Consider the following 24,138-nt stretch of genomic DNA (forward strand, 5'->3'; position numbering starts at 1 on the left):
CCTTCTCCTTTATACGGCTGCCACGGAGTTCGAGCGCAGCACTTTCACACGATGCGGTGGTGGATCTCTTCCCCGGCGGCCAGTCGGGCGATATTCGCTCCGATCTCCCGCGCGCGGCGGCGGAACGTGTCTTCGGTGACGCCGGAGTAATGGGGGGTGAGTATGACGTTGTCCAGATCTCCGAACGGCGCTGTCGCAGGCAGCCGACGGGCCGCGGCCGGTGGCGGTGCGGCGTACCAGACGTCGAGGCCGGCGCCTGCGATCGTGCCCGCGACCAGGGCGCGGTACAGCGCCTGCTCGTCCACGATCGGCCCGCGCGCCACATTGATCAGGTGCGCTGTCGGGCGCATCATCGCCAGCTCCTCGGATCCGATCAGTCCGCGCGTCGCATCGCTCAGCGGCACCGTCACCACCACCACGTCGGACTCGCGCAGGATTCGGGCCAGATCAGCTGGTCCGCCAAGGAATGTCAACGGGGCCGGGGTCGGGCCGGGTGAGCTCCTGATGGCTTGCACTCTCATACCGAACAGGTGTGCTAGCCGTGCCACCGCTTGGCCGATGTGCCCATACCCGATCAGTCCCAGCGTTCTGCCGTTCAGCGTTCGATTCAGGCCGAGAGAGTCGTCCACGGCGGCATTCAGCCACCGACCCCGGCGCAGGTGCGCATCTGCCGGCAGGAGGTCACGTGCCAGCGCAAGGGCGACCATCAGCACGTGCTCGGCGATCGAGTCCTCGTGTTCGAAGACGTTGGCGACCATCACCCCGCTACCCAGTGCCGCGAACGCGATCCCGTCTGTTCCTGCCCCAGCCGCGTGGACCAGACGCAATGCCGGTGCACTCTGGGCGAGCTCCGCCGTCAACGTGCCACTGACGAGCACTTCCGCCGCAGCCAGCGCACTGCGCAGACCCGATTCATCACCGGGATCGCAATAGGTGAACGTCGCCCCTGGCAGCGGCGCTTCCAGTTCGTCTCTGAATCGCTGCAGGGCACGATCTGCGACTACAACGTGCACGTCTGCCACCTCTAGAATCCGAGAGCCCGCGGCAGCGTCAGCGTGATCGCCGGGACGAATGTCACCAACAGCAATGCTGCCATCAGAGGGATGTAGAACGGGGCTACGCCCCGGAACACACTGGAAACGGGGACGTTGGTGACATCGCTGAGCACGTAGCAGATCAAGCCCACTGGAGGAGTCACCAGCCCTACCATGAGCGACAGAATCACGACTGAACCGAAGTGCAGTGGGTCCACTCCGAAGATGGTGGCAGCGGGCAGCAGGACCGGGACGAAGATCAGCAGCGCCGAGGCTGGCTCCAGCAACATCCCCGCCAGCAGCAGAATCACCACAGTCATTCCTAAGAAGACCGTAGGACTGTCCGAGATGCCTGCCAGCGTGTCGGTCATCAACCGCGGCAGGCCCTCGAGGGTCATCACGCGGGCGAAGACCGCCGCTGAGGCGACCAGAATGAGGATGGCACCGACGTTGCGGGCTGCCCCGGTCAGGGCCCTGATCAGACCTTTCAGCTGCAACTTGCGCGTTACGAATCCGAGGACGAGCAGGTAAGCGACGGCAATACCTGAGGCTTCCGTGGGAGTGAAGATCCCGCCGAGGATGCCGCCGATGAGGATGACCGGGGCCATGAGCGCAGGTATGGCATGCAGAGTGGCCATCCCCACTTGCCGAGCCGTGGCCCGTTCGGAACGTAGTTCGGGGCGCTTCCTGGCCCAGATGAACACGTATATGGAGAGCAACACCACCAGCAAGAGTGCAGGCAGGATTCCCGCGATGAGCAGACCACCGAGGGAGACGCTGGCAGCAACGGCGTAGAGCACGGCCGGAATGCTTGGCGGCATGATCGGGCCGATGATGCCCGAGGCCGCGGTCACACCGGTGCTGAAGCGTTCGGGGTATCCGCGCTTCAGCATGGCTGGCACTTCGATGCGGCCAAGGGCCGCCGCGTCTGCCACTGCGGACCCACTCATCCACGAGAACCCGAGACTGACTGCGATATTGACGTAGCCGAGGCTGCCGCGAAAGTGTCCGAGGTACTTCTCGGCGGCATCGAAGAGTTTGTCTGTCACTCCGGTTTCGTTCGCCATCACACCCATAAGAATGAAGAGCGGCAAGGCGACGAGAGGAAAACTGTTGATTCCACCGACCGCACTCGGAATCACCGCCGTCAAGGCCGTGGGGCCTTCGAAAGCAAAGTAGACGAAGGTGGGCAGGAGGAGCGCGAATGCCACAGGAACGCCGAGGACCAACAGGAGCAGGACGCCGAGGATGATGAGAAGGATCGTCATGACAGCTGCTGTCTTTCTGCCAGGGATCCGTCTTCTCGCTCAGGATCGACCTGCCCATGGAAGGCGAGATTCGCCAGATTGCGTAGCGCGTGGACGGCGATCAGGCCGAAACCAACCACTACTGAGAGATAGACCACGGACATCGGTATCTCCAGCGAAGCGGAAGTGACGTTGGCGCTACGCTCTAGCGTCTCTTTTCCCAGGAAGAGAACCCATACGCCAAGGACCAGCGCCACGACATTGGCCAGCCCATCCATGATTTGTTGCCGCAACCGGCTACCGGTCCCGCGGATCACGAGTACGGCAATGTGCTGGTCGCGAGCCTGTGTCAACGCCGCTCCGATGAATCCCAACCAGATCATGGCAAAGCGAGCGAACTCGTCCGATACTGCCAATGGCTCGTGCAGCACGAACCGCATGATCACTTGCACCACAGCAGTACCGAGGACAACGGCGAGGAGTAATGCGCAGAGAATCGACTCCGCCTTCGCCAAGACGTCCACGAATCGATGGACACCTCGCCCTACCGTGCGAAGCCTCGATGGAGGTTTAGGCATGAACTCTCCTTTACGTCGCGATCGCTCGACGTCAGTTGTTGCCAGTCATCTCCAGATACGTCTCGCCCCAGAGCTCGGCGTACTCCGATCCCTCTCCGGTGTAAACCTCGAGTGCGTTCTCCCGGAATGCCTCGATGTCGAGCTCCTCCAGCGGAATGATCGTGATCGCGTCATCTTCTTCCCAGGCAGCGAGAATCTCTTCCTCACCATCGGCGATGCATTGGTCTACGTTCTCGGCCGCAGCAACTGCGGCGTCATCGACGACCTGCTGCTGGTCGGCGCTCAGGTTCTGGTAGCTGGACTCGGACATCGCCAGGATCGAGACGTTCACGATGTGGCTGGTCATCATGATGTAGTCCTGAACCTCGGTGAGGTTCGCTGAGTCGATCTGGACCAGCGGGTTCTCCTGTGCTTCGACCAGACCCTGGGAGAGGGAGAGGTAGAGCTCGGAGAAGTCCACCGGGGTCGGCGTACCGCCCAGTGCCTCCGTGGTAGCCCGGCTCGCCGCAGTCTGTTGGCTCCGCATCGGCACACCTTGCAGGTCCGCCGGAGAGTGGACTTCGAAGTTGGCCGTGATGTGCCGGTTGCCCAGGGCCCAGAGAGGACCGACCACACGCACATTGGCCGATTCGCGTAAGGGTTCGAGGACAGTCGTTCCGAAGTCACCGTCGACGAAGGTCTGCAATTGTTCTTGGTCCTCCACGGAGAATGCTGTCTCCACGGCGCCGACACGCTCATCGAAGATTGTCAGGCTGCCGATTCCCGGTACAGCGAAGTCGAGCGTGCCCGCTTGGAGCTCTTCCATATTCTCTTCGTTGGAGCCGAGTTGGGCGCTCGGATAGGTCTCAAGCGTGATGTTGGCTTCGGGATTATCAGCGAAGTAGTCCTGCATGAACTCCAGACCGCACACCTGGTACGGGTGGGCTGGATCTTGGGCGTGAGCCGCTCGGAGGGTGACAGCCTCGTTCTCACCATCGCCACCCCCACTGCCGCCGCCACAAGCGGCTAGCAGCAAAACTCCGCCGATAGTGAGGGACGTGATCTGTACATTCTTCCTTCGGGACATGCTCAAATCTCCTTCGATTTGTAACGCCTTGAGGGTGTTCAGAACTTGCGGTATTTCAGGTAGGCCTCCTGCGGCGGTGTGCCGGCGCGAATCGCCGCGCGAACGAGGCTCTCTTGCTGCATCGCCTCCTCAGCGGCCTCGATCACGTCCAGGATGTTGTCTGGCTGCAGCGTGAGCACGCCGTCGCGGTCGGCAACGACATAGTCGCCATTGTTGATCTGTACGCCGCCGATGATGATCGGTTCTTCAAGCTTCTCCGGCACCCATCGGCCGCGGATGTCGGCCGGAGTGGTGTAGCGACACCAGACGGGGAATTTGATGTCGCGGATGAAGTCGGTGTCCCGACATCCGCCGTCCACGATGTATCCCCGTACGCCCCGACCCTGCAGCGTCTCGGCGGACAACTCTCCCATGTGCGAGATCGTGGAGTCGTTCGGCTGGCACACCATCACGTGGTCCTTCGGCGCCCGGCCGAGTAGCCCCGTCCACTCCATCATCGTGGTGTGGGTGTCGAGCGACTCGTCGATCCGGCCGCTCATGGTGAAAACCCGCCCAGCCAGTCGGCCACCGTTCTCCAGCGAGGTGATGGTGTGTGGAAGTACGTCAACGCTGCCGCCGGCATCGCGCACCACGTCGTAGAGCACTCCGGTGTAGATGGCGGCCAGTCGGTCACCGATCTCCCTGGCGTCTGGTTCGGTCATCCTGCCAACCTCTTCCCCTGTGCCGGTACGGGTTCCGCGGGCTCTGAGATGCCGGTGCGCCGCTCCGCTGCCGCCGACTCTCATCCGTGTTGGATTCCAACTCTAGAATCGTGCACGATTTCTAGCGGACATAGTCTCTCGTCCGATCGGTCGCGTCAACCCCTCGTTTCACGACGACGGCCGCCTGCAGGTTGGGGACGGACGATCGACGGTGCTGGCGTGCGGAGTAGCGGCGGGCACGTCGGCTTGCCGTCTCGCACTGCCGGACTGTGAATCTCCAGGTAGTGAAATCGGGTAGGCGACAGCGATTCTCGTTAGCTGTCACGCCGCTGCGACCTCACCGAAACGCCGGCCACGCCCGCCCAGCCGGCACCACGCCAACCAGCACGACAGCCGTCGCAGCGCGCACCACCCAGTCCAGCCCGGCGACTCGCAGAGTGCCCAGCCGCAGGGCTCAGGCGTCCGGTGCGCTCTAGGTGAAGCCCTTGGTCTCCAGCGGCTCGATCGGCCTGCGCACGTTCACCGCCGTGCTGAGGAAGATCGGGGAGAAGCCCCCGGACGGCTGACGGAGACTGACGTGGACTCGAGATGCCGCTAGTGCACCAGTTCGTTCCACCACTCGCGCGAGCTCAGTAAGACCTCTGTACGCCACGCGGCCACTCGCGCGAGGAGGGCTGTCTTGACCTCCGCAGCGTCCGGGTTGTCCCACAGGTCGTGCAGCTCTTCCGGATCGGCCTCCAGGTCGAAGAGCTGGCCGTCGTCGGCATCGGTGAAGCACACCAGCTTCCACCGAGCGTCGGCGATCATCGTCATCATCTCGGAGTCCTGCTGGATCGAGTCTCGTGCCTGCTCGGCGAAGACGTAGTCCCGGCTGTTCCACTCCGAATCGCCCTGGAGGACCGGGAGCACCGAGCGGGCTGCAACTCCCGGACGCTGTTCGATCCCGGCAAGCTCCAGGATCGTAGCGCCGAGGTCGAAGTGCGAGATTGGGGTCTTGATGGGTTCCCGTGGCTGGATATACGCCGGCCCGTGCACGATCGCGGGGACGCGCACGCTCGGGTCGTACATGGTCCACTTCTGCGACAGGCCGTGGTCATTGAGTGCATCACCGTGGTCGGAGGTAAAGATCACGACGGTGTCCTCCAGGACACCACGTCGCTCGAGCGCCTCGAACAGTTCCCCGATCTGCTCATCGATGAGAGTCACGTTGGCGTAGTAGTGCGCCCGCTGACGGCGGAGCTGTTCCGGCGTCGGATTCTCCAGGTGAACGATCGAGTCGTGGTCATTGCTGAGGTGCTCGCGTCGCACGGTGGCGATCTGCGGGGGCATGGCGGCGAACTCCTCGGAGGTGCGCACGACCGGCGGCAGCTCCCGGTCGGCATACTGATCGATGAGCCGCTGCGGCGCGTCGTAGGGCGGATGTGGCCCGGGGAAGCCGATCTGCAGGAAGAACGGCTCCTCGCCCGGGTACTCCTCCAGCCAGCGGCAGGCGAGCGAGCCGACGAACGCGTCCGCGTGCAGGTGCTCGGGCAGCGTCCACTCGAAGGCGCCCAAGCGTTCCTGGTAGTCCGGACGGGAGCGGAGGGTCCGCCGATCAGGCTTGACCACACCGCTGACATGCAGTGCCTTGTCCCAGTTGTCGAAGAAGAACGGCACGGTCGGCGTGCCACGGTCCTTGTTCTCCACCACGTGCCGTTCGTGGAACCCGGTCGGGGCCTCGTACGGGTAGGTGTGCATCTTGCCGATGCTCACGCACCGGTAGCCCGACCCGGACAGGTCCTCGACCCAGGTCCGTGGCCAGGGGTCGTCGTTGCGGAAGACACCGTTGCCGGACGGGTACAGCCCGGTGAAGAAGGAAGCGCGAGAGGGTGTGCAGGACGGCGCGGTCACGTAGTTGCGCTCGAAGGCCACACCCTCGGAGGCGAGCCGGTCCAGATTCGGCGTCACCATGTGCGGGTAGCCGAGGGCGGCGATCGTGTCGTACCGCTGCTGGTCGGTCATGACCAGCACCACGTGGGGTCGTCGCCCGGACGTGGTCATCGGGCGTCTCCATCGGTCGTCGCATCACAGTGGATGGTGACCTGGTTCTCCGCCAAAGCGTCCGCGACGTCCTCCGGTGGCAACGCATCCGTGACAAGGTCGTGGGCCGCGTCCAAAGGTGCCACGAGCGCGAACTGGGGCCGGTTGTACTTCGTTGCGTCCGCCACCACGATCACCCGGGAGGATCTGCTGATCAGGTGCCGCATCATGGAGGCCTCGGCAAGCGTGCTCACCGAGTACCCCTCCACGGTGATTCCACCGACGCCGATCACGGCGACGTCGAAGTGCACCGAGCCTGGGTTGCCCAGGTCCGGGAACGCCGCCGGGCCGACGGTCACCTGCGAGGAGAAGCGGACGTCGCCGCCGAACACGTAGAGGTTGCGCACCGCCTGTGGCGGGATCTCGAACGGGATGCTGAGGTTGTTGGTGGCTACGGTCAGTTCCCGGTGATCGGTGAGACTGCGTGCGACGGCCAAGGTCGTCGTTCCGCCGTTGAGCGCTGCGACCGCGCTGTTGTTGATCAGCGTCGCTGCGAGCGCTCCGATCCGCTTCTTTTCCACGTCCTGGAGCTGTTGGCGGATCCGCAGCTCGCGGTCGGGACTGTTCACCGCCGAGTTGGCTATCGCGCCGCCGCGGGTGCGGGCGACGAGCCCGTCTTTGTCCAGCGCGATCAGGTCGCGGCGGATGGTGTCGGGGGAGACGTCGAACTCCCCGGCAATGTCATGGATGCTGGCCTGACGCATCGATTCCACGTAGGTGGCGATGCGCGCACGCCGCATCGCTGGCAGCTCCGTGCCCCCTGTCTCTGCAGACTCTGCACTCACCTGCGAGTTCTCCCTCGTTGCGTCGCCGATTGTCCTGGTCAACGTACCGCGGTCGATCCACGCCAGGTGGCGTGATGCAGACGATCGTGCCCTGTGCGATGCCGAATCGCGGCATCCGCACGTTGGCACCTAGCGGCACTTTCATGCATGTTCTGTGCCGACTCTTGCATAGAGGTGCAGAACTATGCAACTATCGACCACTGCTTCGGCACAACCATGCAGGTCTCGACAGTCACGGATGACGTCCATGCGCTGCCGAGCCACAACCAGCTAGTCATGGAGGAAGTTATGAACAGCGCTGTTCGTTCGCGTAAGACCTCGCGGCGCCATCCGAGCCAGGTCGGGCTCGCCCTGCTCGGCGTCATTGCCCTGGCCGCCGGCTGCGGCGGTGGCGGCGAGGGTGGGGGAGCCGACGGGGAAGTCACCATCGAATTCATGCAGTGGTGGGAGCCCGAGCTTCCCGATGGCGCCTTCCAGTCCCTCATCGATCAGTTCGAGGAGGAGAACCCCGGCATCAACGTGGAGGTCCTTTCCGGTCCGTACGCCTCCATCAAGGACCAGGTCATCGCCGGGTCGGCGTCGGGCACGATGCCGGACGTCCTGGGCCTGGACGGTGCCTGGGTGAACGACTTCGCCACGCAGGGCTCCATCGCGAACCTCAGCGAGGCGATGTCCGAGGCCGGCTACGACGACTCCCAGCTGGCCGCACAGGTCCAGATGGACTCGTCCACCTACATGATCCCGGTGGTCAACTTCGCCTATCCGATGTTCGTGAACAACGAGCTTCTCGAGGAAGCGAACGTCGAGGAGATTCCCACCACTCGCGGTGAGTTCGTCGACGCGGCGCAGGCCGTCACCGACGCCACCGACGCCAGTGGCTTCGTCGCCGCACTCGGTCTGGAGAAGCCGAACGGTGTGCAGATCGACATCTTGCCGTGGGCCTGGGCTTCCGGCGCCACGATGTTGACCGAGGACGGCGCTCCTGCGATCAACAACCCCGACATCGTCGAGAACATCGAGTTCATCAAGAGCATGTGGGATGACGGGCTGATCGTCCCGGGCGGGCTGACCATGGCCGAGCAGGACAAGGTCGAGGAGTTCACGAACGGCCGTGTGGCGATGATGATCTCCTCCCTGGCGCACATCAACCTGATTCGGGAGAACAACCCCGACCTGGATTTCTCGGTCGCTCCGGTTCCGGTGACTGAGGGCTACACCGGCGAGTCCGGTGTCCGGTACGCCTCCTGGGGCATCGGGATGTCGGCCAGCACCGAACACCCCGAGGAGTCCTGGAAGCTCATCGAGTTCCTGCTCAGCGAAGGCGCGAACGGTGAGCTCGCCGGATACGCCAACGGCTTCCCCGGCAACGTGAACGTCACCCCGGACTTCAGTGACTCCGACCCGCTGTTCGAGGACGCGTTCGAGATCTGGCAGGCCGGGTACCCGGTGAGCGAGTTCACCGGGCTGCCGATGGCCGATGAGCTGATGCGAGTCCTGGACGAACAGCTCCAACAGGTGCTCGCCGAGGACAGACCGGTGGACGACGCACTGGGTGACGTCCAGACCGAGTGGGAAGGGATGTTCTAGGCCACGCCGGGACCTCAACGTCTCGGAACCGGTGGTGCGGGTCGGCCCAGCCGCATCCGCACCACCGGACCACCTGCCCAGAACTCATCAGAAAGGGCTTCGTCATGGCGAACCGGCGACCGACCGGCCACTCCAACGCAGCGGCCTACGCCTACCTGTCTCCGACGATCGTCCTGCTGGTGGTCCTGATGGCGATCCCGATCGGGATGGTCATCTGGTACTCGCTGCAGAACAACGTCATCACCAACGCCAACCCGCAGTTCGCCGGATTCGAGCACTACGTCACGATCTTCACCGACCCGCAGTTTCACGCGGCGGTTCGCAATACCGCGGTCTTCGTCATCGCGTCGGTCGCGGCGCACATCGTGCTCGGGATCGGCTTCGCCGTGCTGTTGAACACCGACCTGCTCCCGAACGGGGTCAAGACTGCCTTCCGGACAATCTTCGTGCTGCCGTGGTTACTGACCGTCGCGATCGTCGCCGTGCTCTGGCGACTGATCCTGAACCCGAGCGGTGTCTTCAACTACCTGCTCACCCAGGTCGGCATCATCGACGGTCCCAAGGAGTGGCTCTCCGATCCCAGCCTTGCGCTGTTCGCGGTCACCCTGATCAACATCTGGTACGGCTACCCGTTCTTCATGGTCAGCATCCTCGCCGGCCTGCAGGGCATCTCCGCCGACCTGTACGAGGCGGCTTCCGTCGACGGTGCGGGCCCGATACGCAGGTTTGCCTCGATCACGATCCCGCAGCTGCGCCCGATCATCATCTCGATGACGCTGCTCGACCTGATCTGGACCTCTCACCAGTTCGCCCTGATCTGGATGACCACGGGCGGGGGACCACTGGACCGGACCGAAATCCTCTCCACGTACACCTACAAGCTCGCCTTCTCCCAATACATGTTCTCGACGGCGTCCGCTTCCGCAGTCTTCTTCCTGGTGGTCTCGGCGCTGCTGGCCATCCTCTACGTCCGGCACCAGCGAGCGAGGGACTGACCGATGACCACAACCACCACCCAGACTGCGCAGACCACCGCAAGGACGGCCGTCGGGCAGGGAAAAGAACCCAGCAGACTGACCAACCAGCAGCGCCGACGTATCGCACGGGGACTCACCCTGGTGGGCCTTGTCCTCGGCGCACTGTTCGCCGGCTCACCGATCCTGTGGATGCTGGTGTCCGCATTCAAGGCCAACCCCGAGATCTTCGCCTACCCGCCGCAGCTGATCACGGAGAACTCGTCCCTGCAGCCATTCCTGGCGATCCTGCAGGACCCCCGCCAGATGCGGTTCTTCTTCAACTCCTACGTCGTGGCGCTGTCCGTCGTGGCACTAACCCTGCTGGTCGCCGTGCATGCGGCCTACGCCTTCAGCCGGTATGACTTCCCCGGGAAGAACATCGTCAACGTGCTGGTGATCGCCGTGCAGGCAGTGCCGCCGATCACGCTGCTCATCCCGTACTTCGGGCTGATGGTGGTGCTCGGGCTCTACGACACCTATGCCGGTCTGATCCTCACCTACATCGTGTTCACCCTGTCCTACGCGATCATCATGATGACCGGGTACTTCAACACGCTCCCGCGGGAGCTGGACGAGGCCGCCCGAGTCGACGGCACCTCCTCGTTCGGCGCGCTGTGGCGCATCCTCATCCCGATCGCGGTGCCCGGGCTGGTCTCGGTGGGGCTGTACACGTTCATGATCGCGTGGAACGAGTACCTGTTCGCGCTCACCCTCACGCGCACCGATGACATGCGCACCGTCCCGATCGGCATCCAGCTGCTGATGGGCCAGCACTCCTACGACTGGAACCAGATGATGGCGATGAGCGTGCTCGGCTCCCTGCCGGTGATCGTGCTGTTCATCTTCTTCCAACGCTTCTTCATCGGCGGCATGACGTCCGGCTCTGTGAAGAACTGACCTGCAACCACCATTACGAGAGGCAGCAGCACACTCATGACACTCATCTCCGGCGCCCGGATCCTCGGACCTGCGAGCGAACACGGGTTCGCCGTACCTGCGCTGAACCTGTCCGACTACGGCATGCTGATGGCGGCGTTCGAGACCTGCGAGGAGTTGAAATCGCCCCTGATGGTGGCCCTTGGTCCGAAGGAGGGCCGCTGGATCGGTGAGGACTTCATCCCCGCGATCCTGCGCCGTGCGGAGCGAAGCAGCATCCCTGCTGTGCTGCACTGGGATCACGGCGCCTCGCTGGCGGAGGTGGTCCGCGCCATCCGGCTCGGCTATACGTCGGTGATGATCGACGCGTCTCTCGAGCCGTTCGAGCAGAACGTGGAGATCACCAGCAAAGTGGTAGAGATCGCCCATGCCGCCGGTGTCTCCGTGGAAGGCGAGCTGGGCACGATCGGCAAGATCACCGGCGCTGATGAGGGCGGCACCGACGACATCCTCTACACCGTGCCGGCCGAGGCGAAGGAGTTCGCCGAACGCACCGGGATCGACTCGCTGGCCATCGCGATCGGCACCCGGCACGGCATCTATCCGAAGACCCTCAAGCCGGAGCTGCGGCTGGAGCTGTTGGACGAGATCGATGCCCTGCTGGACATCCCCCTCGTGCTGCACGGCGGCTCAGACAACCCGGACAGCGAGATCCGCGAGGCCTGCCAGCGCGGGATCAACAAGGTCAACATCTCCTCCGACATCAAGAAGGCCTTCTACGGCGGTATGCGCACGGTCTTGGAGGACCACAGCCTGCTCGATCCGCGCCTGATCGTTCCCACCGCCATGGACGCTGCCAGCGAGCTTGTCCGGCACAAGGTCGACCTGTTCGGCTCCGCCAGCACCACTAGCTACTACAACTGATCCACCGAAAGGAACCCACGTGCTGCTCACCGGAAACGAGCTCCTCCAGCCCGCCGCTGCGAACAACTTCGCCGTGCCGGCCTTCAACATCAGCGACTACTCGATGATGAACGCCGTGTTCGAGGCCTGTGAGGAGAAGAAGTCCCCGCACATCATCGCGATCCACCCCGACGAGGTCGCGCACATCGGGAGGGACGTGCTGCCCGCGATCATCGACCGCGCCAGGGTGTCCTCGGCGCCCACCGCGATCCATTGGGATCACGGCGCCACCTTCGAACAGGCACTGCAGGCGATCCAGTACGGCTTCACCTCGGTGATGATCGACGCGTCCCTCGAGCCGTTCGAGGAGAACGTGGCGCTCTCGAAGCGCGTAGTGGACGTGGCCCACGCGGTGGGCGTCTCGGTGGAGGCCGAGCTGGGCACGATCGGCAAGACCGACGGCTATGCGGAGGCCGGCACCGACGACATCATCTACACCGTGCCGGCGGATGCGGTGCGATTCGTGCAGGAGACCGGGGTGGACTCGCTTGCGGTGGCGATCGGTACCCGACACGGCCTCTATCCCTCGACGCTCACGCCAGAGCTGAAGCTTGACCTGCTGGACGAGATCGACGCGGCCGTGGACGCCCCGCTGGTACTGCACGGCGGCTCGAACAACCCCGATGCCGAGATTCGGGAGGCGTGCCGGCGCGGCATCAACAAGGTCAACATCTCCTCAGATATCAAGGTGGCCTACTTCCAAGCGATGCGGGAGGTGCTGCGGGATACCGGCCACCGCGAGCCGAACGTGATTCAGCCGCCCTGTGAGGCGGCGCTGAAGACCGTGGCCGCAGCGAAGATCGACCTGTTCGGCGCTGCCGGCAAGGCCTCGCTCTACTGAGGCCGTGATGGGTGCGGAGTCCGAGGTGCTGCTCGGGATGGGCGGCTGTGTGGATCACGAGGTGCGCTGGGACGCGGCCGTGATCGAGAAACTGGTGCGTGAGCACCGGATCTCCGCCGCTGAGCTCTCCGAGCCGGGGCATCCGGGTGAGGGCGGCAGCGTGCACGGCGAGCGCGAGATGCTCCTTGTGCTGCTCTCCCAGCTCGTCCGGGGCAGCGGGAGCGAGCGCTTCGTTGATGAGCCGACGGCGTTGCTCACGTTCTCCCGCAGGTTTCCGGTTCGCAAGAGCCTGGGTGGGTCCAGCGTGCGCGCCGCCGTCGCGCTGGACCGCCTCGGCTTGTCCTCGACGCTGCACCTGGTCTCGATTGACGACGACGTTCGCCGTCTGCTGCCGCGCTCCGCGACGTACATGTGCAGTGCGAGGCTGGACTCGACCCACCCGCACGTGATCGTGCAGTACCCAGCGGGCGCGCGCGTACGGGTGGGCGAGGAGGTTTTGGAGGCGCCGCAGGCCAACCGGCTCATCTTCGTGAACGATCCGCCGAACTCCGAGCTCCGGATCGCACCAGAGTTTGGCTTGGCCGTGAGTGCTGCCCGGGTGATCGTGATCTCCGGGTTCAACACGATGGCCGGTCTCGAGGCGGTGGGCGAACGCGCGGGACAGGTGCGCGAGCATCTGGCCGGGCGCACCCCTGGCGCCGTGGTGGTGTACGAGGACGCAGGGTTCCACCACGATGATCAACGAGAGGTGGTGCTACGGACCTTGCGTGACGGCGTCGATATCTGGTCCATGAACGAGGACGAGGCGCAGCATTATCTGGGCCGGGAGCTGGACCTGCTTGACCCGGCTCAGGTCGTGACTGCGGTGGACGAGCTGCACGATCTCGTGACGGTCCCGACCCTGGTCCTGCACACTCGATACTGGGCGCTCGCCCACGGACCCAGAGATCTTCGCGCAGCCTTGGCTTTGGGAATCTCGACGGCGAGCGCACGGTACGTCCATGGCGATGACTGGCAGCCCACTGAGCGGGATGCGATTGCCGGCATGTCCGCGACTGGGGAGGCGGAGCGCGCGGCAGCGGACATCGAAGCCGGGCTGGGCAGTACGGCGGTGGCAGCCGTGCCTGGGCTGGAGGTCGCCGAGCCCACGACGATCGGCCTGGGCGATACCTTCCTCGGCGGACTCGTGGCCGGGCTGGTGCAGTCATGACCGAGACTTCCTACCGAGCTGCGCGGACGGTGCACGAGTGGGCGGGGTTCTATCACGCGCTCGTGGTCCGCCGATCGGCGTTGGTGGCCGGCGCGGGCCCGATCGTGACCGGGTTTTCCGCGACCACCGATGCCCTGCACCGGATCACCGGCGCCTCGCTCACGCGGCTGCTCACCGCGGGGCCGAGCGGGTCCGAGATCTTCGATGCAGGGCTGGGGACGTTGGGGGGCTGGCTGGCGGAGGGACGCGACGGTGAGTTGTTCATCGACGATGTGGGCGGCGAACCACTCCTCGAGGCGCTGGTCGGCATGGCCGAGAAGGTGCAGTGCGGTGGCACATCGGTGCAGGCGTCATGGAGCTGGTCCCAGCTGGGGCTGCACCCCCTGCTCGCCCTGCTGAACCGCAACCCTCGGCAGCTCGGGGCCACTCCCGCAGGGGTGCGCTTGGCCACTGCTGACGGCGGGGTGCCGGTGCACAGCATCACTCCGGTGGCGGGCATGAGCGTGCCGTCGAACCATGTTCTGGAGCTGTCGGCTGGCCTCACCGGCGCAGGGGTCCAGGTACAGCGTTCGAGTCGCATCACCGTGGTCTTCGCCCGCAAACGCCTCCAGCTGGACGAGGCATTTCTCAGAATCTCGCCGAGCGCCGTACGCGGTGGGGTAGGCATGGTGTCCGGACTGAATGGCCTCGGCCGTGCGCGCGAGAAAGTATTGCCGATCGTGGCCGACACGGTGGCGGCGTGGAACGATGGCGGTGCCCGCCTGGTGCACCTGGAGCTCGCCGAGTACGCGAGCCCCGGCGAGCTGGCGCAGGTGATGACTGCCGTGGGGCCGCACGTGCACTCGGTGGGGATGAACGCGAGCGAGCTGGAGCGGCTCGTGGGTGGGGGAGACCCGGCACAGCGCGCCGCCGAGTTCGCCGCGGCGCACGGGCTGCTCCGGGTGGTGGTGCATGGCGACCACTGGGCAATGAGCGTGCACCGCGCCGATCCTGAGCGTGAGGAACTGGCGCTGGGTGCGGGCAGCTTGGCGGCTGCCAACCGCGCCGCGAACGGTGAGCCGCAGGCCGAATGGGCCGTGCCCGTGCGGGCGCGATTCTCCTCGGAGCTACCCGTGGCCGGTCGTCTGGACGGCGGTTACCGGATGACCATCGTTGCCACGCCCTATCTGACCACGCCGAGATCCACGATCGGGCTGGGGGACACCTTCGTCAGCGGTGACCTGCTGGTGCAGGCCAACCCCCTCGATCTGAACCGACACAGGAGAACACTTTCATGGAACACCCGCAGACCCTGACTGGCCGCCGCGTGATCGTCACTGGGGGAGGAGTCGGCATCGGCCTGGGCATCGTTCGGCAGTTTGCTGCCGCCGGTGCGCAGGTGGCCCTCACCACCCACAGCCGCGCCGCCACGGACGTGGTGCAGACCTTGGCCGGTGGCGGACTGACGGTGATCGGTGCTCAGCTTGACGCCACCGACAGTGCTCAGGTGAACACGGTGGTCGACGATCTGGCAGCGAATCTTGGCGGGCTCGACGTGGTGGTGAACAACGCCGGCGGACTGGTCGGCCGGCACACGTTCGCAGAGACCAGCGATGAGCACTGGGCCACGGTGTGGAGCGTGAACGTGACCTCGGCGTTCTACGTCTCCCGCGCCGGGCTGCGGCACCTGGGCGAGGGCGGCCGGATCATCAACATCTCCTCGCTGGCCGGGGAGAACGGGGGCGGAAACGGCTCGGGCCCCTATGCCACCTCGAAGGCTGCGGTGGACGGGCTGACCCGTGCACTGGCGAAGGAAGTGGCGCCGGCGGGCATCACGGTGAATTCCATCGCGCCGGGGCTGATCCTGGACACGCCGTTCCACGAGACCTTCACCCCCAAGGCTGCCCAGCAGCAGACCATCGCCGGGATCCCGGTGGGCCGGCCCGGCTATCCGGCCGACGTGGCAACGGCCGCGGAGTACTTTGCGCGGCTCGACTCGGGCTTCGTGACCGGTACGGTGCTGGACCTGAACGGGGGAGTGCACTTCTCCTGAGGTGCCGGAGGGCCGTGTGTCGGGCCCTGGCAACGAATGGGCGCCTCGGCCCTAGCTCCGGCTGAACCCCTTGAAGGAGTGCACACCGTCCCAGTCGGCGTCCGAGGCCGACTTGGATCGGTTGGTGCTGAAGTACAGGGTGCCGTCGCTGATCCCGAGGCTCTCGATCTCGAACAGGCGTGGATACGTCGAGGACGTCACCCGGAAGGACCGTTCAGGGTCCGGGGTGATCGCGCCTGAGGTCTCGTCCGTCACGTTCGGGTAGTGCAGCACGATGCTGCGGTTGCCCTTGGTCAGCGGGTGGAAAAGGTCCTTCACGTTCTCGTCGTAGAAGAAGCCCTGGTTCGTGAAGTCCCCGATGTCGGGCACTACCTCGCCGTCGACCTTGGCACCCGCGGTGTCGAGCGTGAACGCCTCGGTGATGTCGATGGTGCCGGAATCGTCCCGCAGCCCGATGCTGCCGCGATAGACGTTGAGCACGCTCTTGAAGAGGAAGTCGATCCTGGTACTGGTCTTCGCGGTCCGAGTGATCCCGGAGACCGCCTTCGCCGTGCCGCCGAGGTGGATGGCGAAGGTACCGACCTTGTAGTAGGTCTTTGAGACGTACTTCAGCTTCACCAGCTGGGCGCCCTCGGTGGTCATCGTGACGATGAACATGTAGTACTCACCGTCGATCGTGGCGAGGGTCATGTCATTGGCGTGCCCGAGCCAGGAGTTGTAGGCCACACCGTCCGTTCCGTTGGTCATGATCTCTGTGGCACCGCTCGTCCGGTTGGTCCGGTAGATGATCGCTCGGGCATCGTCCGAACGGATCTTCACGGAGTAGAGATAGGTCCCGCCGGCGGCAAAGCCCTGCGCCGCCGTGCACCCATGTGCGTTCGGAATCCTGGCGATCGTCTCGTAATCGTTGTAGTACGCGGCCTGTGCGCTACCGGCCGGCACAGTCGCCAGCCCCACACCAGCAGCGAGGATGAGCGCGGACCGTCGTGTGATCTCCATCGGAGTACCCCCTCGGCAGTGAAGAACTGACCTAGCGAAACCTCACGCTATGGCAGCCGGTTATCGCCGTCAACGGATCTCTCACCCGGCCCTCACCACATCCCACAGCGGCGTTGCCGGAACGAACTGCCCGTGCGCGCCCGTCGCCACGAAGTCACGATCCCGGACGACTGCCTCCCCGCGAACCAGCACCGTGACCGGCAGGCCACGGATCTCCCGGCCCTCGTACGGGGTGTAGTCGGTGGCCATGTGCAGCGTGCTTGTGCCCACCGTGGCGGTCGCTTCTGGGTCCCAGATCGCCAGGTCCGCATCTGAACCGGGTGCGATCAGTCCCTTGCGTGGGTAGAGGCCGTTCAGCCGCGCCGGGGTGGTGGCGGTGAGGTCCACGAACTGGGTCACCGGCATCAGACCGGACGAGACGAACTCGCTGAAAGCCACGGGCAGTCGAGTTTCGACGCCGGGTAGCCCGTTCGGCATGGATCGCACGTCATGCTTGGTGAGGAGCTTCTGCTCGGTGTCGTAGCAGCAGTGGTCGCTACCGATCGTGGAGACCCCGCCGGTCAAGAGCTTGCTGCGCAGCCCCTGCACGGTGCGCGCCGAGCGCAGCGGTGGGCAGCACACGAACCGCTCGGGGTGCTCGGCGGAGTACTCGCTCTCATCCAGGGTGAGATGGTGCACCACGGCCTCCCCGTACGCCTGGCGGCCCTCGCTGCGAGCGTGCTCCACGAGTGCGACGGCTTCCGGGGTTGACTGGTGCACGAAGTACACCGGTGCGCCCGCATGCTCGGCCAGCGCGAGCACCGCCGCCACGGCTGCGGACTCGGCAAGCTCCGGGCGGGTCTCGTGGTGGTGCCCGGCGCTGATGTCTCCGCTGCGCGCGACCTGGTCCTGGGTGTCCTCCACGATGGTGTTGGCCTCGCAGTGCACGTAGACCATGCCGCCGAGCGGGCTCAGGTGCTTCATCGTGCGCAGGATGGTCTCTTCGTTGGCCATCGTCTCGTCGCGGTAGGTGGTGAACAGCTTCACCGTCACCACCCCTTCACCCACCAGCTGGTCCAGCTGCGCCCCGGTGCTCTCGTCCCAGTCCACCACGCAGGCATGCAGCGCGCTGTCGCAGAAGCCTTGCGTCGCCTGTGCCCGCTGACGGTGCACGGCATCGACCACGCGTTCGCCGCGGGTCGGGATACCGAAGTCCACGATCGTGGTGGTACCGCCGTGGACCGCAGCCCTGGTCGCGGCCGGATAGTCATCGAGCGTGGTGAACTCACCGGAGGTGAAGCCCACGTGGCAGTGCGGGTCCACCCCGCCGGGGAGCACGAGCATCCCGGTGGCGTCCACTTCGTCATTGCCCGACGGCGCATGGCCGGGTTCGGTCAGCGCCGTCACCCGGCCCTGGCTCACGCAGATATCGGCGCGCACGATCGAGTCGGCGTTGACCACCTCACCGCCGCGGACCACCAGGTCTGGTCGGCTCACGCGTTCTCCCGCTCGGCCAGGTAGGCACGCCAGCCGCCGTGCTCGGTGATCTCCACCGTTCCCTCGGCTTCGATCGCCTCGGTGCGCATCACCATCGACAACGAGCCGGTACCGTCCTCGAGCTCAATGATGCTCAGCTCCAGCTCGGGCGGCTCCAGCGGCAGCAACTCGCTGCGCAGGGCCGCGTAGGAGACCTCGTACAGCTCTCCGGCGATCGAGGACCCACCCCGCTCCGCCCAGGACAACCCCGGAAACTCCGCCCGCACCGAGTAGAAGCGGTACGCGGCCGCGGTGGTTGCCGCACCCAGGAAGCGCGCGTTGCGCAACCCGGAGCTGATCGATCCGCCGGACATCGCCTGCCCGTTCACGAACATCTTCACCAGTTCCATCACAACTCCTTCGTCAGTGCCTCAGCGCTGGTGCGCTACGGCTTCGAGTTCCAATCGATCCACGCCCAGGTCGGCCACCGGTTCTGCGGGGCGGTTTCCTTCCACCAGGTCACGCAGCACGTGTCCCCACAGCGGAGCGAGGGTGAACGCGTACGTGCCGCCGGCCACGAAGAACCCCGGGCTGGAGGGCACCTCGCCGATCACGGGCATCTCGTCCGGGGTGGCGGCCAGCGGCCCCGCCCAGGTCCGCAGCAGGCGTAGCTCCCGTAGCACCGGCAAGATGGCCGCGGCCTGATGCAGGTTCCCGCTGATGCTCTCGGTGGCAACGCGACTGCGACCTTCACTGCGGAACTCGGTGGCTGGCCAACCACCGCCGATCAGGATGTTCCCCGCCGTCACCTGCTTGACCGACATTCCCGCGCCGATGTGCTGCACCAGGCAGCTCAACGTCCGTGGCGGCATCCGGGTGGTGATGTGCATCTGGATCGCCACCGGGCTCATGTCCAGCGCGATCCCGGCCAGGGCCGCCACATCGGCGATCCACGGACCCGCCGTGTCGATCACCGCGGCGGCCGACCACGCCCGGTGACTCGACCGCACCACGTACGCTCCGCCGTCGCGCTCGATAGCGGTGACCGGGCTGAAGGCTTCCACCTGAGCACCGTGCCGGCGGGCCGCGGCCAGGTAGGCGGGAGTCACCAGCAGTGGGTTGGCGTACCCGTCCTCGGCGCACCACTCCGCGGCGATCACCGATTCGGACAGCGCCGGCATCCGCGAACGGGCCTCGTCACCGGAGACGATCTCGCAGGACAGCCCGAGTTCGAGCTCCACGGCCAGCTTGGCGTGCAGCTCGGCGACCTGGTCCGGCGTCTCGGCCACCATGAACCCACCGTTACGGGTGAGCTCGATATCGGCATCCAGCTCGTCCGGCAACGCTGACCACATCGCCGATGCGGTGCGCTGCAGGGGCAGGAAGCGGAGATTGTCCGCCGCCACTGCCTGGCCAGGTCGTTTGGTGTGGATGCCCTGGATGTGCAGGTTGCCGGCCGTGGTCCCTGAACCCTCGCGGTTCGGTGCTCCTCGTTCGAGCACGGTGACCTGGTGACCGGCTCGAGCCAGTTGGTAGGCCGCCGAGGCCCCGAGGATCCCACCGCCGATCACCACCACGTCGGTCCTGATCACAGCTGCCTCTCCTCCATGGCCATCGCGGCGCGCACCGGGATCGGCTTCACCGGCATCCGGGCCGGCTGGCAGCCGACAGGTTCGCCGGTGCACGCCGAGACCAGGCAGGAGACGGTGCTGGCGCACTCGCGCCCTTGGCACGGACCCATACCGGCGCGAGTGGCGCCCTTGACCCCGTTCCGGTCATTCCAGCCGAGCCGGGCAGCTGTGCGAATCTCCCCGGCGGTCACGCTCTCGCAGCGGCAGACCATCGTGTGGTCGGGCATGGCCAGCATCGGCTCCCGGTCGTGCGCATACAGGTCGCTGGTCAGCCGGCTGAAGTCGTCCAGTCGGCGGGACCGTCGTTCATACCTGCGCACCGCCCGCTCCGGCGGTGCGGACAACCCCAGCTCCTCCCGAATCGTCGCCGCGGCGAGCCAGCCACGCACCTGGGCCCCCTTGCTGCCGGCGATCCCACGAGCCTCGCCGACGGCGTAGACCCCCGGGGCACTGGTCGCGCCCCGGGCGTCCGTGTCTGGGATGGGCACCCCGAGCTCGGGGTCGAGGCTGCACTCCACCTCCAGCAGCTGCAACAGCTCGGTGGCGGGGCGGAACCGGACCGCGGTGGCCAGGGTGTCGACGTCGAACGAGCGGTTGCCGGTCGTAGTCGCGATGCTGACCGTGCGTAGCCGCCCGTCGGGCCCCGCGGTGGATTCACTCACGTGTGCGCCCTGGAGGATCGGCACCCGGTGCCGGGCCAGCACGGTCAGGTACCGGGCCAGCTCGCCCAGCATGCCCGGATGCGCGGCGGCGCCGAGGGCGCGCGCCGACGGCCGCAGCGGCCTGCCCGCCTCGACCACCGCGGCTACCTCGCTGCCGGAGGCGAGCACGGCGCAGGCCACCGGCAACAGGAACGGACCGCTCCCGGCGATCAGCACCCGCTGACCCACCCGCACCACATCGGTGGTGGCCAGGTGCATCGCATGCCCGGGGGTGATCACCCCGGGCAGCTGCCAGCCCGGAAACGGGAGTACGTGCTCGGTGGCGCCGGTCCCCACCACGATCGCCCGGGCGGTGAACCGCACCGCATCAGGGCTGGTGGTGGAGGTGGTCAGCAGCGCCCGGTCCGGCGTGGTTCCCCACACCAGCCGGTTGGTGTGCACCTGCACCCCAGCCTGGCGAACCTGCGCGATCAGCGCGGTCCCGGCGGGGCGGAAATCACCGTGCCGGGCCAGCACCTGGCCGCGGCGGCGCTTGTAGTACTGGCCGCCCAGCTCGGCGCTCTCCTCGATCAACGCCACCCGAGCCCCCGCCGTCGCCAGTTCTCTGGCGGTGACCAGACCGGAGGGGCCGCCACCGACGACGACCACGTCATAGTCGAGGTGACTGGGAGCGGCCGCGGGCTGTGGGTCAGTCGTGGACACGTCCCACCCCCTCAGTGCGAACCACCAGGCCGCGTTCGACCTCGACCATGCACGCGCGGGTCTCCGCCGAACCGTCCACGTGCAGCTCGCACTCGTAGCACACGCCCATGCCGCAGAACGGAGCCCGGGGAGAACCGTCCACCGGGTTGCTGCGCCACGTGCGGATGCCGGCTGCTTCCATCGCCCCGGCCACCGACTGGCCCGCCAGGGCGCGGAGCGGATCGCCGTCCACGGTGATGGTGAGAGGGGCGGCGTCGTTGCTGCGGCTCATACCAGCTGGCCGAGGAACTTGCGGGCGCGCTCGGTCTTCGGATTGTCGAAGAACTCGGCCGGGCTGGCCTGCTCGACGATCTCACCGTCGTCCATGAAGATGACCCGGTCGGCTGCGGCCCGGGCGAAGGCCATCTCGTGGCTGACCACGATCATCGTCATTCCGTCCTTGCGCAGGTTGATCAGCGTCTCCAGGACCTCCTTGACCATCTCCGGGTCCAGGGCGGACGTCGGCTCGTCGAAGAGCATGATGTCTGGGCGCATCGCCAGGGCGCGAGCGATCGCCACCCGCTGTTGCTGCCCGCCAGAGAGATGGCTGGGGTAGTTCGCGCCCTTGTCCGGCAGCCCCACCATCGCCAGCAGCTCCTTGGCGGCGGCGGCCGACTTCTGCTTCGACTTACCGGCCACGTGGATGGGCCCGGAGGCCACGTTCTCCAGCGCGGTCATGTTCGGGAACAGATTGAACTGCTGAAACACCATCCCGGTACGGCGGCGCTGCTCCGCGATCCGGCTCTCCCGCAACGGGCGCAGGCCCTTGCCAGTGCGGCGCTGTCCCATCAGCTCGTCGCTGATGGTGATCTCGCCGGAATCGATGGTCTCCAGCACGTTGAGGGTGCGCAGCAGCGTGGACTTCCCGCTCCCGGAGGGACCCAGCAGAAGCACGACCTCGCCCTTGTGGATCTCCAGGTCGATGTCCTTCAACACGTGCAGGCTGCCGAAGGACTTGTTCACCTTGTGCACCCGCGCCACGATCTCGGTGGTCGGCTTGCTGGTGTGCGGCGGTGTGGCCAGAGTGCTCATCGGCTGACTCCTTCCAACTCGGATTCCAGCTGCAGCTCCCTGGCCTCGCTCTGGTTGGGTGCTGCCCGGTGGCTCTTGTTCAGGACGGACTCGATGCGGCTCTGGATCAGGGTCCAGATCGAGGTCATCAAGAGGAAGTACAGGGCGGCGGCCACGAGGCCCTCCAGGACCCGGAAGTCGACTTGTACGGCGTACTGCGTGCGTCGGAGCAGTTCCTCCACGGAGATCACCGAGACCAGGGTGGTGGTCTTGAGCATCCCGTTCAGACTGTTGCCCAGCGGCGGGACCATGATCCGGAATGCCTGGGGGAGTACCACCACGCGCATCACCTTGATCGGGCTCATCCCCAGAGCCCGCGCGGCTTCGTACTGGCCCTTGGCCACGGACATGATGCCGCCGCGGACTATCTCGGAGAGATAGGCCGCTTCGTTCAGCGAGAGGCCGATGATCGCGCACCAGACCGGGGAGAGCTTCAGGCCCAGCTGCGGCAGTCCGGTGTAGATGATGATCAGCTGGACCAGGACCGGCGTGCCACGGAAGAGCCAGATGTAGAAGTTTCCGAACCAGCGCAGCGGCAGCACCCGGGAACCCCGCGCAATCGCCAGGACCAGTCCCAGGATCAGGCCGAGGACCATGGTCACGACCGTGAGCCAGATGGTGGTGACCGCACCCTGGAGCAGGGTCTCGGCGGTCAGGTAGGTCAGGAAGGCGTCCCAGGACCACATGTCAGGTGTCCTCACCTTCGAGTTCGACCGGACCGGTGGTCACTTCGTACGGGCCGGGGTACGGAGTGACTCCGTAGCTGTCGAAGAGCTCCTGGACGAATCCGTCGTCCACCATCTCGCCGTAGGTTTCCGCGACGATGTCGGCGAGTTCGTTGTCCTTGGCGAACCCGAACGCCAACGGGCCGGGGTGCAGGCCCGAGATGGCGGTGGTGAACCGGCCGTCCTCCTCGTAGAAGCTGGTGACGGCCTCGACGATCGCCACCCCGTCGATCTGACCGGCCGAGAGTGCCTGGAAGGCGTCGGCGTTGGTGAGGGAGGTGTTGATGTCGAGTGGGTCGAGGCCTGCGTCGACGATCTCGTCGTTCACGGCGTTGACCGAGTCGAACTCATAGCCCGGGGCCTCGACTCCGATGGTGAGACCGGCCAGGTCCTCGACGGTCTCGATGCCCTCGGCTTCGCCGTCCTGCACCGAGATGGCCACAGCCTGGACCTCGTACGGCACGAGGTCCAGAGTCTCGGCACGCTCCTCGGTGTAGAACATGCCGGTGTTGATCAGGTCCCATCGGTCGCCCTGCACGCCCGGGATCTGTGCGTCGAAGGGGACGTTCATCACTTCGGTCTCGAGGCACAGTCGCGTGGCGATCTCGGTGACGAGCTCCACGCGCATGCCGACCACCTCGTCGCCGTCCACGTACTGCATCGGGGGCAGGGTGGCGTTGGTGGAGAAGGTGAGGGTGCCGGGGGTGATGAGCAGATCGTCGGAGACTGCTGGCTCGCAGCCGCTGAGGTCAGGCTCATCTTCGCCGCCGCCGGAGCAGGAGGCGAGGACGAGGGCACCGATGGCGGCGCCGACGGGGAGAAGTCGCGTGGTACGCATG

The 24,138-nt window shown here is 65.9% G+C and carries 24 protein-coding genes; 8 read left to right on the forward strand and 16 right to left on the reverse strand.

The window, feature by feature from the left end; genetic code table 11:
• Window positions 1–44 precede the first annotated feature (44 nt).
• From FU260_RS11345 to FU260_RS11375, 7 genes are all read right to left on the reverse strand, one after another.
• Entirely contained in the window at window positions 45–1,013 is a 969-nt protein-coding gene (locus FU260_RS11345) for a 2-hydroxyacid dehydrogenase (protein ID WP_147917162.1), read from the reverse strand.
• 11 nt (window positions 1,014–1,024) lie between these two features.
• The gene (locus tag FU260_RS11350) at window positions 1,025–2,302 is read right to left on the reverse strand and encodes a TRAP transporter large permease (RefSeq protein WP_147917163.1); all 1,278 of its coding nucleotides are present in this window, start codon (window positions 2,300–2,302) and stop codon (window positions 1,025–1,027) included.
• Complete coding sequence (locus FU260_RS11355; RefSeq protein WP_168211749.1) at window positions 2,299–2,805, reverse strand: TRAP transporter small permease; 507 nt, start codon at window positions 2,803–2,805, stop codon at window positions 2,299–2,301. Before FU260_RS11355 ends, FU260_RS11350 begins: the two co-directional genes overlap by 4 nt.
• An 85-nt stretch (window positions 2,806–2,890) precedes the next feature.
• Window positions 2,891–3,925: a TRAP transporter substrate-binding protein DctP gene (dctP, locus tag FU260_RS11360; protein WP_147917165.1), complete on the reverse strand. Its 1,035-nt coding sequence runs from the start codon at window positions 3,923–3,925 to the stop codon at window positions 2,891–2,893.
• 38 nt (window positions 3,926–3,963) lie between these two features.
• Window positions 3,964–4,626 (reverse strand): RraA family protein, encoded by a 663-nt coding sequence (locus FU260_RS11365; protein ID WP_147917166.1) that lies wholly within the window; start codon window positions 4,624–4,626, stop codon window positions 3,964–3,966.
• A gap of 594 nt (window positions 4,627–5,220) precedes the next feature.
• Window positions 5,221–6,666 (reverse strand): sulfatase family protein, encoded by a 1,446-nt coding sequence (locus FU260_RS11370; RefSeq protein WP_147917167.1) that lies wholly within the window; start codon window positions 6,664–6,666, stop codon window positions 5,221–5,223.
• The gene (locus FU260_RS11375) at window positions 6,663–7,445 is read right to left on the reverse strand and encodes a DeoR/GlpR family DNA-binding transcription regulator (RefSeq protein ID WP_147917168.1); all 783 of its coding nucleotides are present in this window, start codon (window positions 7,443–7,445) and stop codon (window positions 6,663–6,665) included. Before FU260_RS11375 ends, FU260_RS11370 begins: the two co-directional genes overlap by 4 nt.
• Before the next feature lie 333 nt (window positions 7,446–7,778).
• On the opposite strand from FU260_RS11375, the gene FU260_RS11380 reads away from it, so the two are divergent.
• From FU260_RS11380 to FU260_RS11415, 8 genes are all read left to right on the forward strand, one after another.
• Window positions 7,779–9,077 (forward strand): ABC transporter substrate-binding protein, encoded by a 1,299-nt coding sequence (locus tag FU260_RS11380; protein ID WP_147917169.1) that lies wholly within the window; start codon window positions 7,779–7,781, stop codon window positions 9,075–9,077.
• Between the two features lie 104 nt (window positions 9,078–9,181).
• The gene (locus FU260_RS11385) at window positions 9,182–10,072 is read left to right on the forward strand and encodes a carbohydrate ABC transporter permease (RefSeq protein ID WP_147917170.1); all 891 of its coding nucleotides are present in this window, start codon (window positions 9,182–9,184) and stop codon (window positions 10,070–10,072) included.
• Between the two features lie 3 nt (window positions 10,073–10,075).
• Window positions 10,076–10,990 (forward strand): carbohydrate ABC transporter permease, encoded by a 915-nt coding sequence (locus FU260_RS11390; protein WP_168211750.1) that lies wholly within the window; start codon window positions 10,076–10,078, stop codon window positions 10,988–10,990.
• A gap of 36 nt (window positions 10,991–11,026) precedes the next feature.
• Window positions 11,027–11,893: a ketose-bisphosphate aldolase gene (locus tag FU260_RS11395; RefSeq protein ID WP_147917171.1), complete on the forward strand. Its 867-nt coding sequence runs from the start codon at window positions 11,027–11,029 to the stop codon at window positions 11,891–11,893.
• 19 nt (window positions 11,894–11,912) lie between these two features.
• Window positions 11,913–12,773 (forward strand): ketose-bisphosphate aldolase, encoded by an 861-nt coding sequence (locus tag FU260_RS11400; RefSeq protein ID WP_147917172.1) that lies wholly within the window; start codon window positions 11,913–11,915, stop codon window positions 12,771–12,773.
• Between the two features lie 7 nt (window positions 12,774–12,780).
• Window positions 12,781–13,983: an ADP-dependent glucokinase/phosphofructokinase gene (locus tag FU260_RS11405; protein WP_147917173.1), complete on the forward strand. Its 1,203-nt coding sequence runs from the start codon at window positions 12,781–12,783 to the stop codon at window positions 13,981–13,983.
• A complete protein-coding gene (locus tag FU260_RS11410) occupies window positions 13,980–15,278 on the forward strand; it encodes an ADP-dependent glucokinase/phosphofructokinase (RefSeq protein ID WP_147917174.1) in 1,299 nt (432 codons plus the stop codon). Before FU260_RS11405 ends, FU260_RS11410 begins: the two co-directional genes overlap by 4 nt.
• The gene (locus tag FU260_RS11415; protein ID WP_147917175.1) at window positions 15,257–16,015 is read left to right on the forward strand and encodes an SDR family NAD(P)-dependent oxidoreductase; all 759 of its coding nucleotides are present in this window, start codon (window positions 15,257–15,259) and stop codon (window positions 16,013–16,015) included. Before FU260_RS11410 ends, FU260_RS11415 begins: the two co-directional genes overlap by 22 nt.
• 51 nt (window positions 16,016–16,066) lie before the next feature.
• Here the strand turns inward: FU260_RS11415 and FU260_RS11420 are convergent, their stop codons facing one another.
• From FU260_RS11420 to FU260_RS11460, 9 genes are all read right to left on the reverse strand, one after another.
• The gene (locus FU260_RS11420; RefSeq protein ID WP_147917176.1) at window positions 16,067–17,014 is read right to left on the reverse strand and encodes a hypothetical protein; all 948 of its coding nucleotides are present in this window, start codon (window positions 17,012–17,014) and stop codon (window positions 16,067–16,069) included.
• A gap of 81 nt (window positions 17,015–17,095) precedes the next feature.
• Window positions 17,096–18,490, reverse strand: coding sequence for a dihydropyrimidinase (gene hydA / locus FU260_RS11425; protein WP_210418257.1), 1,395 nt, complete (start codon window positions 18,488–18,490; stop codon window positions 17,096–17,098).
• Complete coding sequence (locus FU260_RS11430) at window positions 18,487–18,879, reverse strand: allophanate hydrolase-related protein (RefSeq protein WP_147917177.1); 393 nt, start codon at window positions 18,877–18,879, stop codon at window positions 18,487–18,489. The genes hydA and FU260_RS11430 overlap by 4 nt, the downstream gene beginning before the upstream one ends.
• 21 nt (window positions 18,880–18,900) lie before the next feature.
• Window positions 18,901–20,061 (reverse strand): NAD(P)/FAD-dependent oxidoreductase, encoded by a 1,161-nt coding sequence (locus FU260_RS11435; protein WP_210418258.1) that lies wholly within the window; start codon window positions 20,059–20,061, stop codon window positions 18,901–18,903.
• Window positions 20,058–21,464 carry an FAD/NAD(P)-dependent oxidoreductase gene (locus FU260_RS11440; RefSeq protein ID WP_147917178.1) on the reverse strand — a complete coding sequence of 469 codons (1,407 nt, stop codon included), beginning with the start codon at window positions 21,462–21,464 and terminating at the stop codon, window positions 20,058–20,060. The genes FU260_RS11435 and FU260_RS11440 overlap by 4 nt, the downstream gene beginning before the upstream one ends.
• Window positions 21,451–21,735, reverse strand: coding sequence for a (2Fe-2S)-binding protein (locus FU260_RS11445; RefSeq protein ID WP_147917179.1), 285 nt, complete (start codon window positions 21,733–21,735; stop codon window positions 21,451–21,453). Before FU260_RS11445 ends, FU260_RS11440 begins: the two co-directional genes overlap by 14 nt.
• On the reverse strand, window positions 21,732–22,535 hold the full coding sequence (locus FU260_RS11450) for an amino acid ABC transporter ATP-binding protein (RefSeq protein ID WP_147917180.1): 804 nt from the start codon (window positions 22,533–22,535) through the stop codon (window positions 21,732–21,734). The genes FU260_RS11445 and FU260_RS11450 overlap by 4 nt, the downstream gene beginning before the upstream one ends.
• Window positions 22,532–23,275, reverse strand: a complete 744-nt coding sequence (locus FU260_RS11455) for an amino acid ABC transporter permease (protein ID WP_210418259.1) — start codon at window positions 23,273–23,275, stop codon at window positions 22,532–22,534. The genes FU260_RS11450 and FU260_RS11455 overlap by 4 nt, the downstream gene beginning before the upstream one ends.
• On the reverse strand, window positions 23,262–24,137 hold the full coding sequence (locus tag FU260_RS11460) for a transporter substrate-binding domain-containing protein (RefSeq protein ID WP_147917181.1): 876 nt from the start codon (window positions 24,135–24,137) through the stop codon (window positions 23,262–23,264). Before FU260_RS11460 ends, FU260_RS11455 begins: the two co-directional genes overlap by 14 nt.
• Window position 24,138 lies beyond the last annotated feature (1 nt).

It is taken from the genome of Ruania zhangjianzhongii (assembly GCF_008000995.1).
Classification (GTDB): Bacteria; Actinomycetota; Actinomycetes; order Actinomycetales; family Beutenbergiaceae; genus Ruania; species Ruania zhangjianzhongii.

What these genes read in the sequence shown, in the direction of transcription:
- FU260_RS11370 (WP_147917167.1), bottom strand. Translation starts at nt 6,666, where the DNA reads ATGACCACGTCCGGGCGACGACCCCACGTGGTGCTGGTCATGACCGAC.
- FU260_RS11380 (WP_147917169.1), top strand. Translation starts at nt 7,779, where the DNA reads ATGAACAGCGCTGTTCGTTCGCGTAAGACCTCGCGGCGCCATCCGAGC.
- FU260_RS11460 (WP_147917181.1), bottom strand. Translation starts at nt 24,137, where the DNA reads ATGCGTACCACGCGACTTCTCCCCGTCGGCGCCGCCATCGGTGCCCTC.
- FU260_RS11350 (WP_147917163.1), bottom strand. Translation starts at nt 2,302, where the DNA reads ATGACGATCCTTCTCATCATCCTCGGCGTCCTGCTCCTGTTGGTCCTC.
- FU260_RS11415 (WP_147917175.1), top strand. Translation starts at nt 15,257, where the DNA reads ATGGAACACCCGCAGACCCTGACTGGCCGCCGCGTGATCGTCACTGGG.
- FU260_RS11395 (WP_147917171.1), top strand. Translation starts at nt 11,027, where the DNA reads ATGACACTCATCTCCGGCGCCCGGATCCTCGGACCTGCGAGCGAACAC.
- FU260_RS11445 (WP_147917179.1), bottom strand. Translation starts at nt 21,735, where the DNA reads ATGAGCCGCAGCAACGACGCCGCCCCTCTCACCATCACCGTGGACGGC.
- FU260_RS11405 (WP_147917173.1), top strand. Translation starts at nt 12,781, where the DNA reads ATGGGTGCGGAGTCCGAGGTGCTGCTCGGGATGGGCGGCTGTGTGGAT.
- FU260_RS11365 (WP_147917166.1), bottom strand. Translation starts at nt 4,626, where the DNA reads ATGACCGAACCAGACGCCAGGGAGATCGGTGACCGACTGGCCGCCATC.
- FU260_RS11385 (WP_147917170.1), top strand. Translation starts at nt 9,182, where the DNA reads ATGGCGAACCGGCGACCGACCGGCCACTCCAACGCAGCGGCCTACGCC.
- FU260_RS11390 (WP_168211750.1), top strand. Translation starts at nt 10,076, where the DNA reads ATGACCACAACCACCACCCAGACTGCGCAGACCACCGCAAGGACGGCC.
- FU260_RS11375 (WP_147917168.1), bottom strand. Translation starts at nt 7,445, where the DNA reads ATGCGGCGTGCGCGCATCGCCACCTACGTGGAATCGATGCGTCAGGCC.
- dctP (WP_147917165.1), bottom strand. Translation starts at nt 3,925, where the DNA reads ATGTCCCGAAGGAAGAATGTACAGATCACGTCCCTCACTATCGGCGGA.
- FU260_RS11410 (WP_147917174.1), top strand. Translation starts at nt 13,980, where the DNA reads ATGACCGAGACTTCCTACCGAGCTGCGCGGACGGTGCACGAGTGGGCG.
- FU260_RS11450 (WP_147917180.1), bottom strand. Translation starts at nt 22,535, where the DNA reads ATGAGCACTCTGGCCACACCGCCGCACACCAGCAAGCCGACCACCGAG.
- FU260_RS11430 (WP_147917177.1), bottom strand. Translation starts at nt 18,879, where the DNA reads ATGGAACTGGTGAAGATGTTCGTGAACGGGCAGGCGATGTCCGGCGGA.
- FU260_RS11420 (WP_147917176.1), bottom strand. Translation starts at nt 17,014, where the DNA reads ATGGAGATCACACGACGGTCCGCGCTCATCCTCGCTGCTGGTGTGGGG.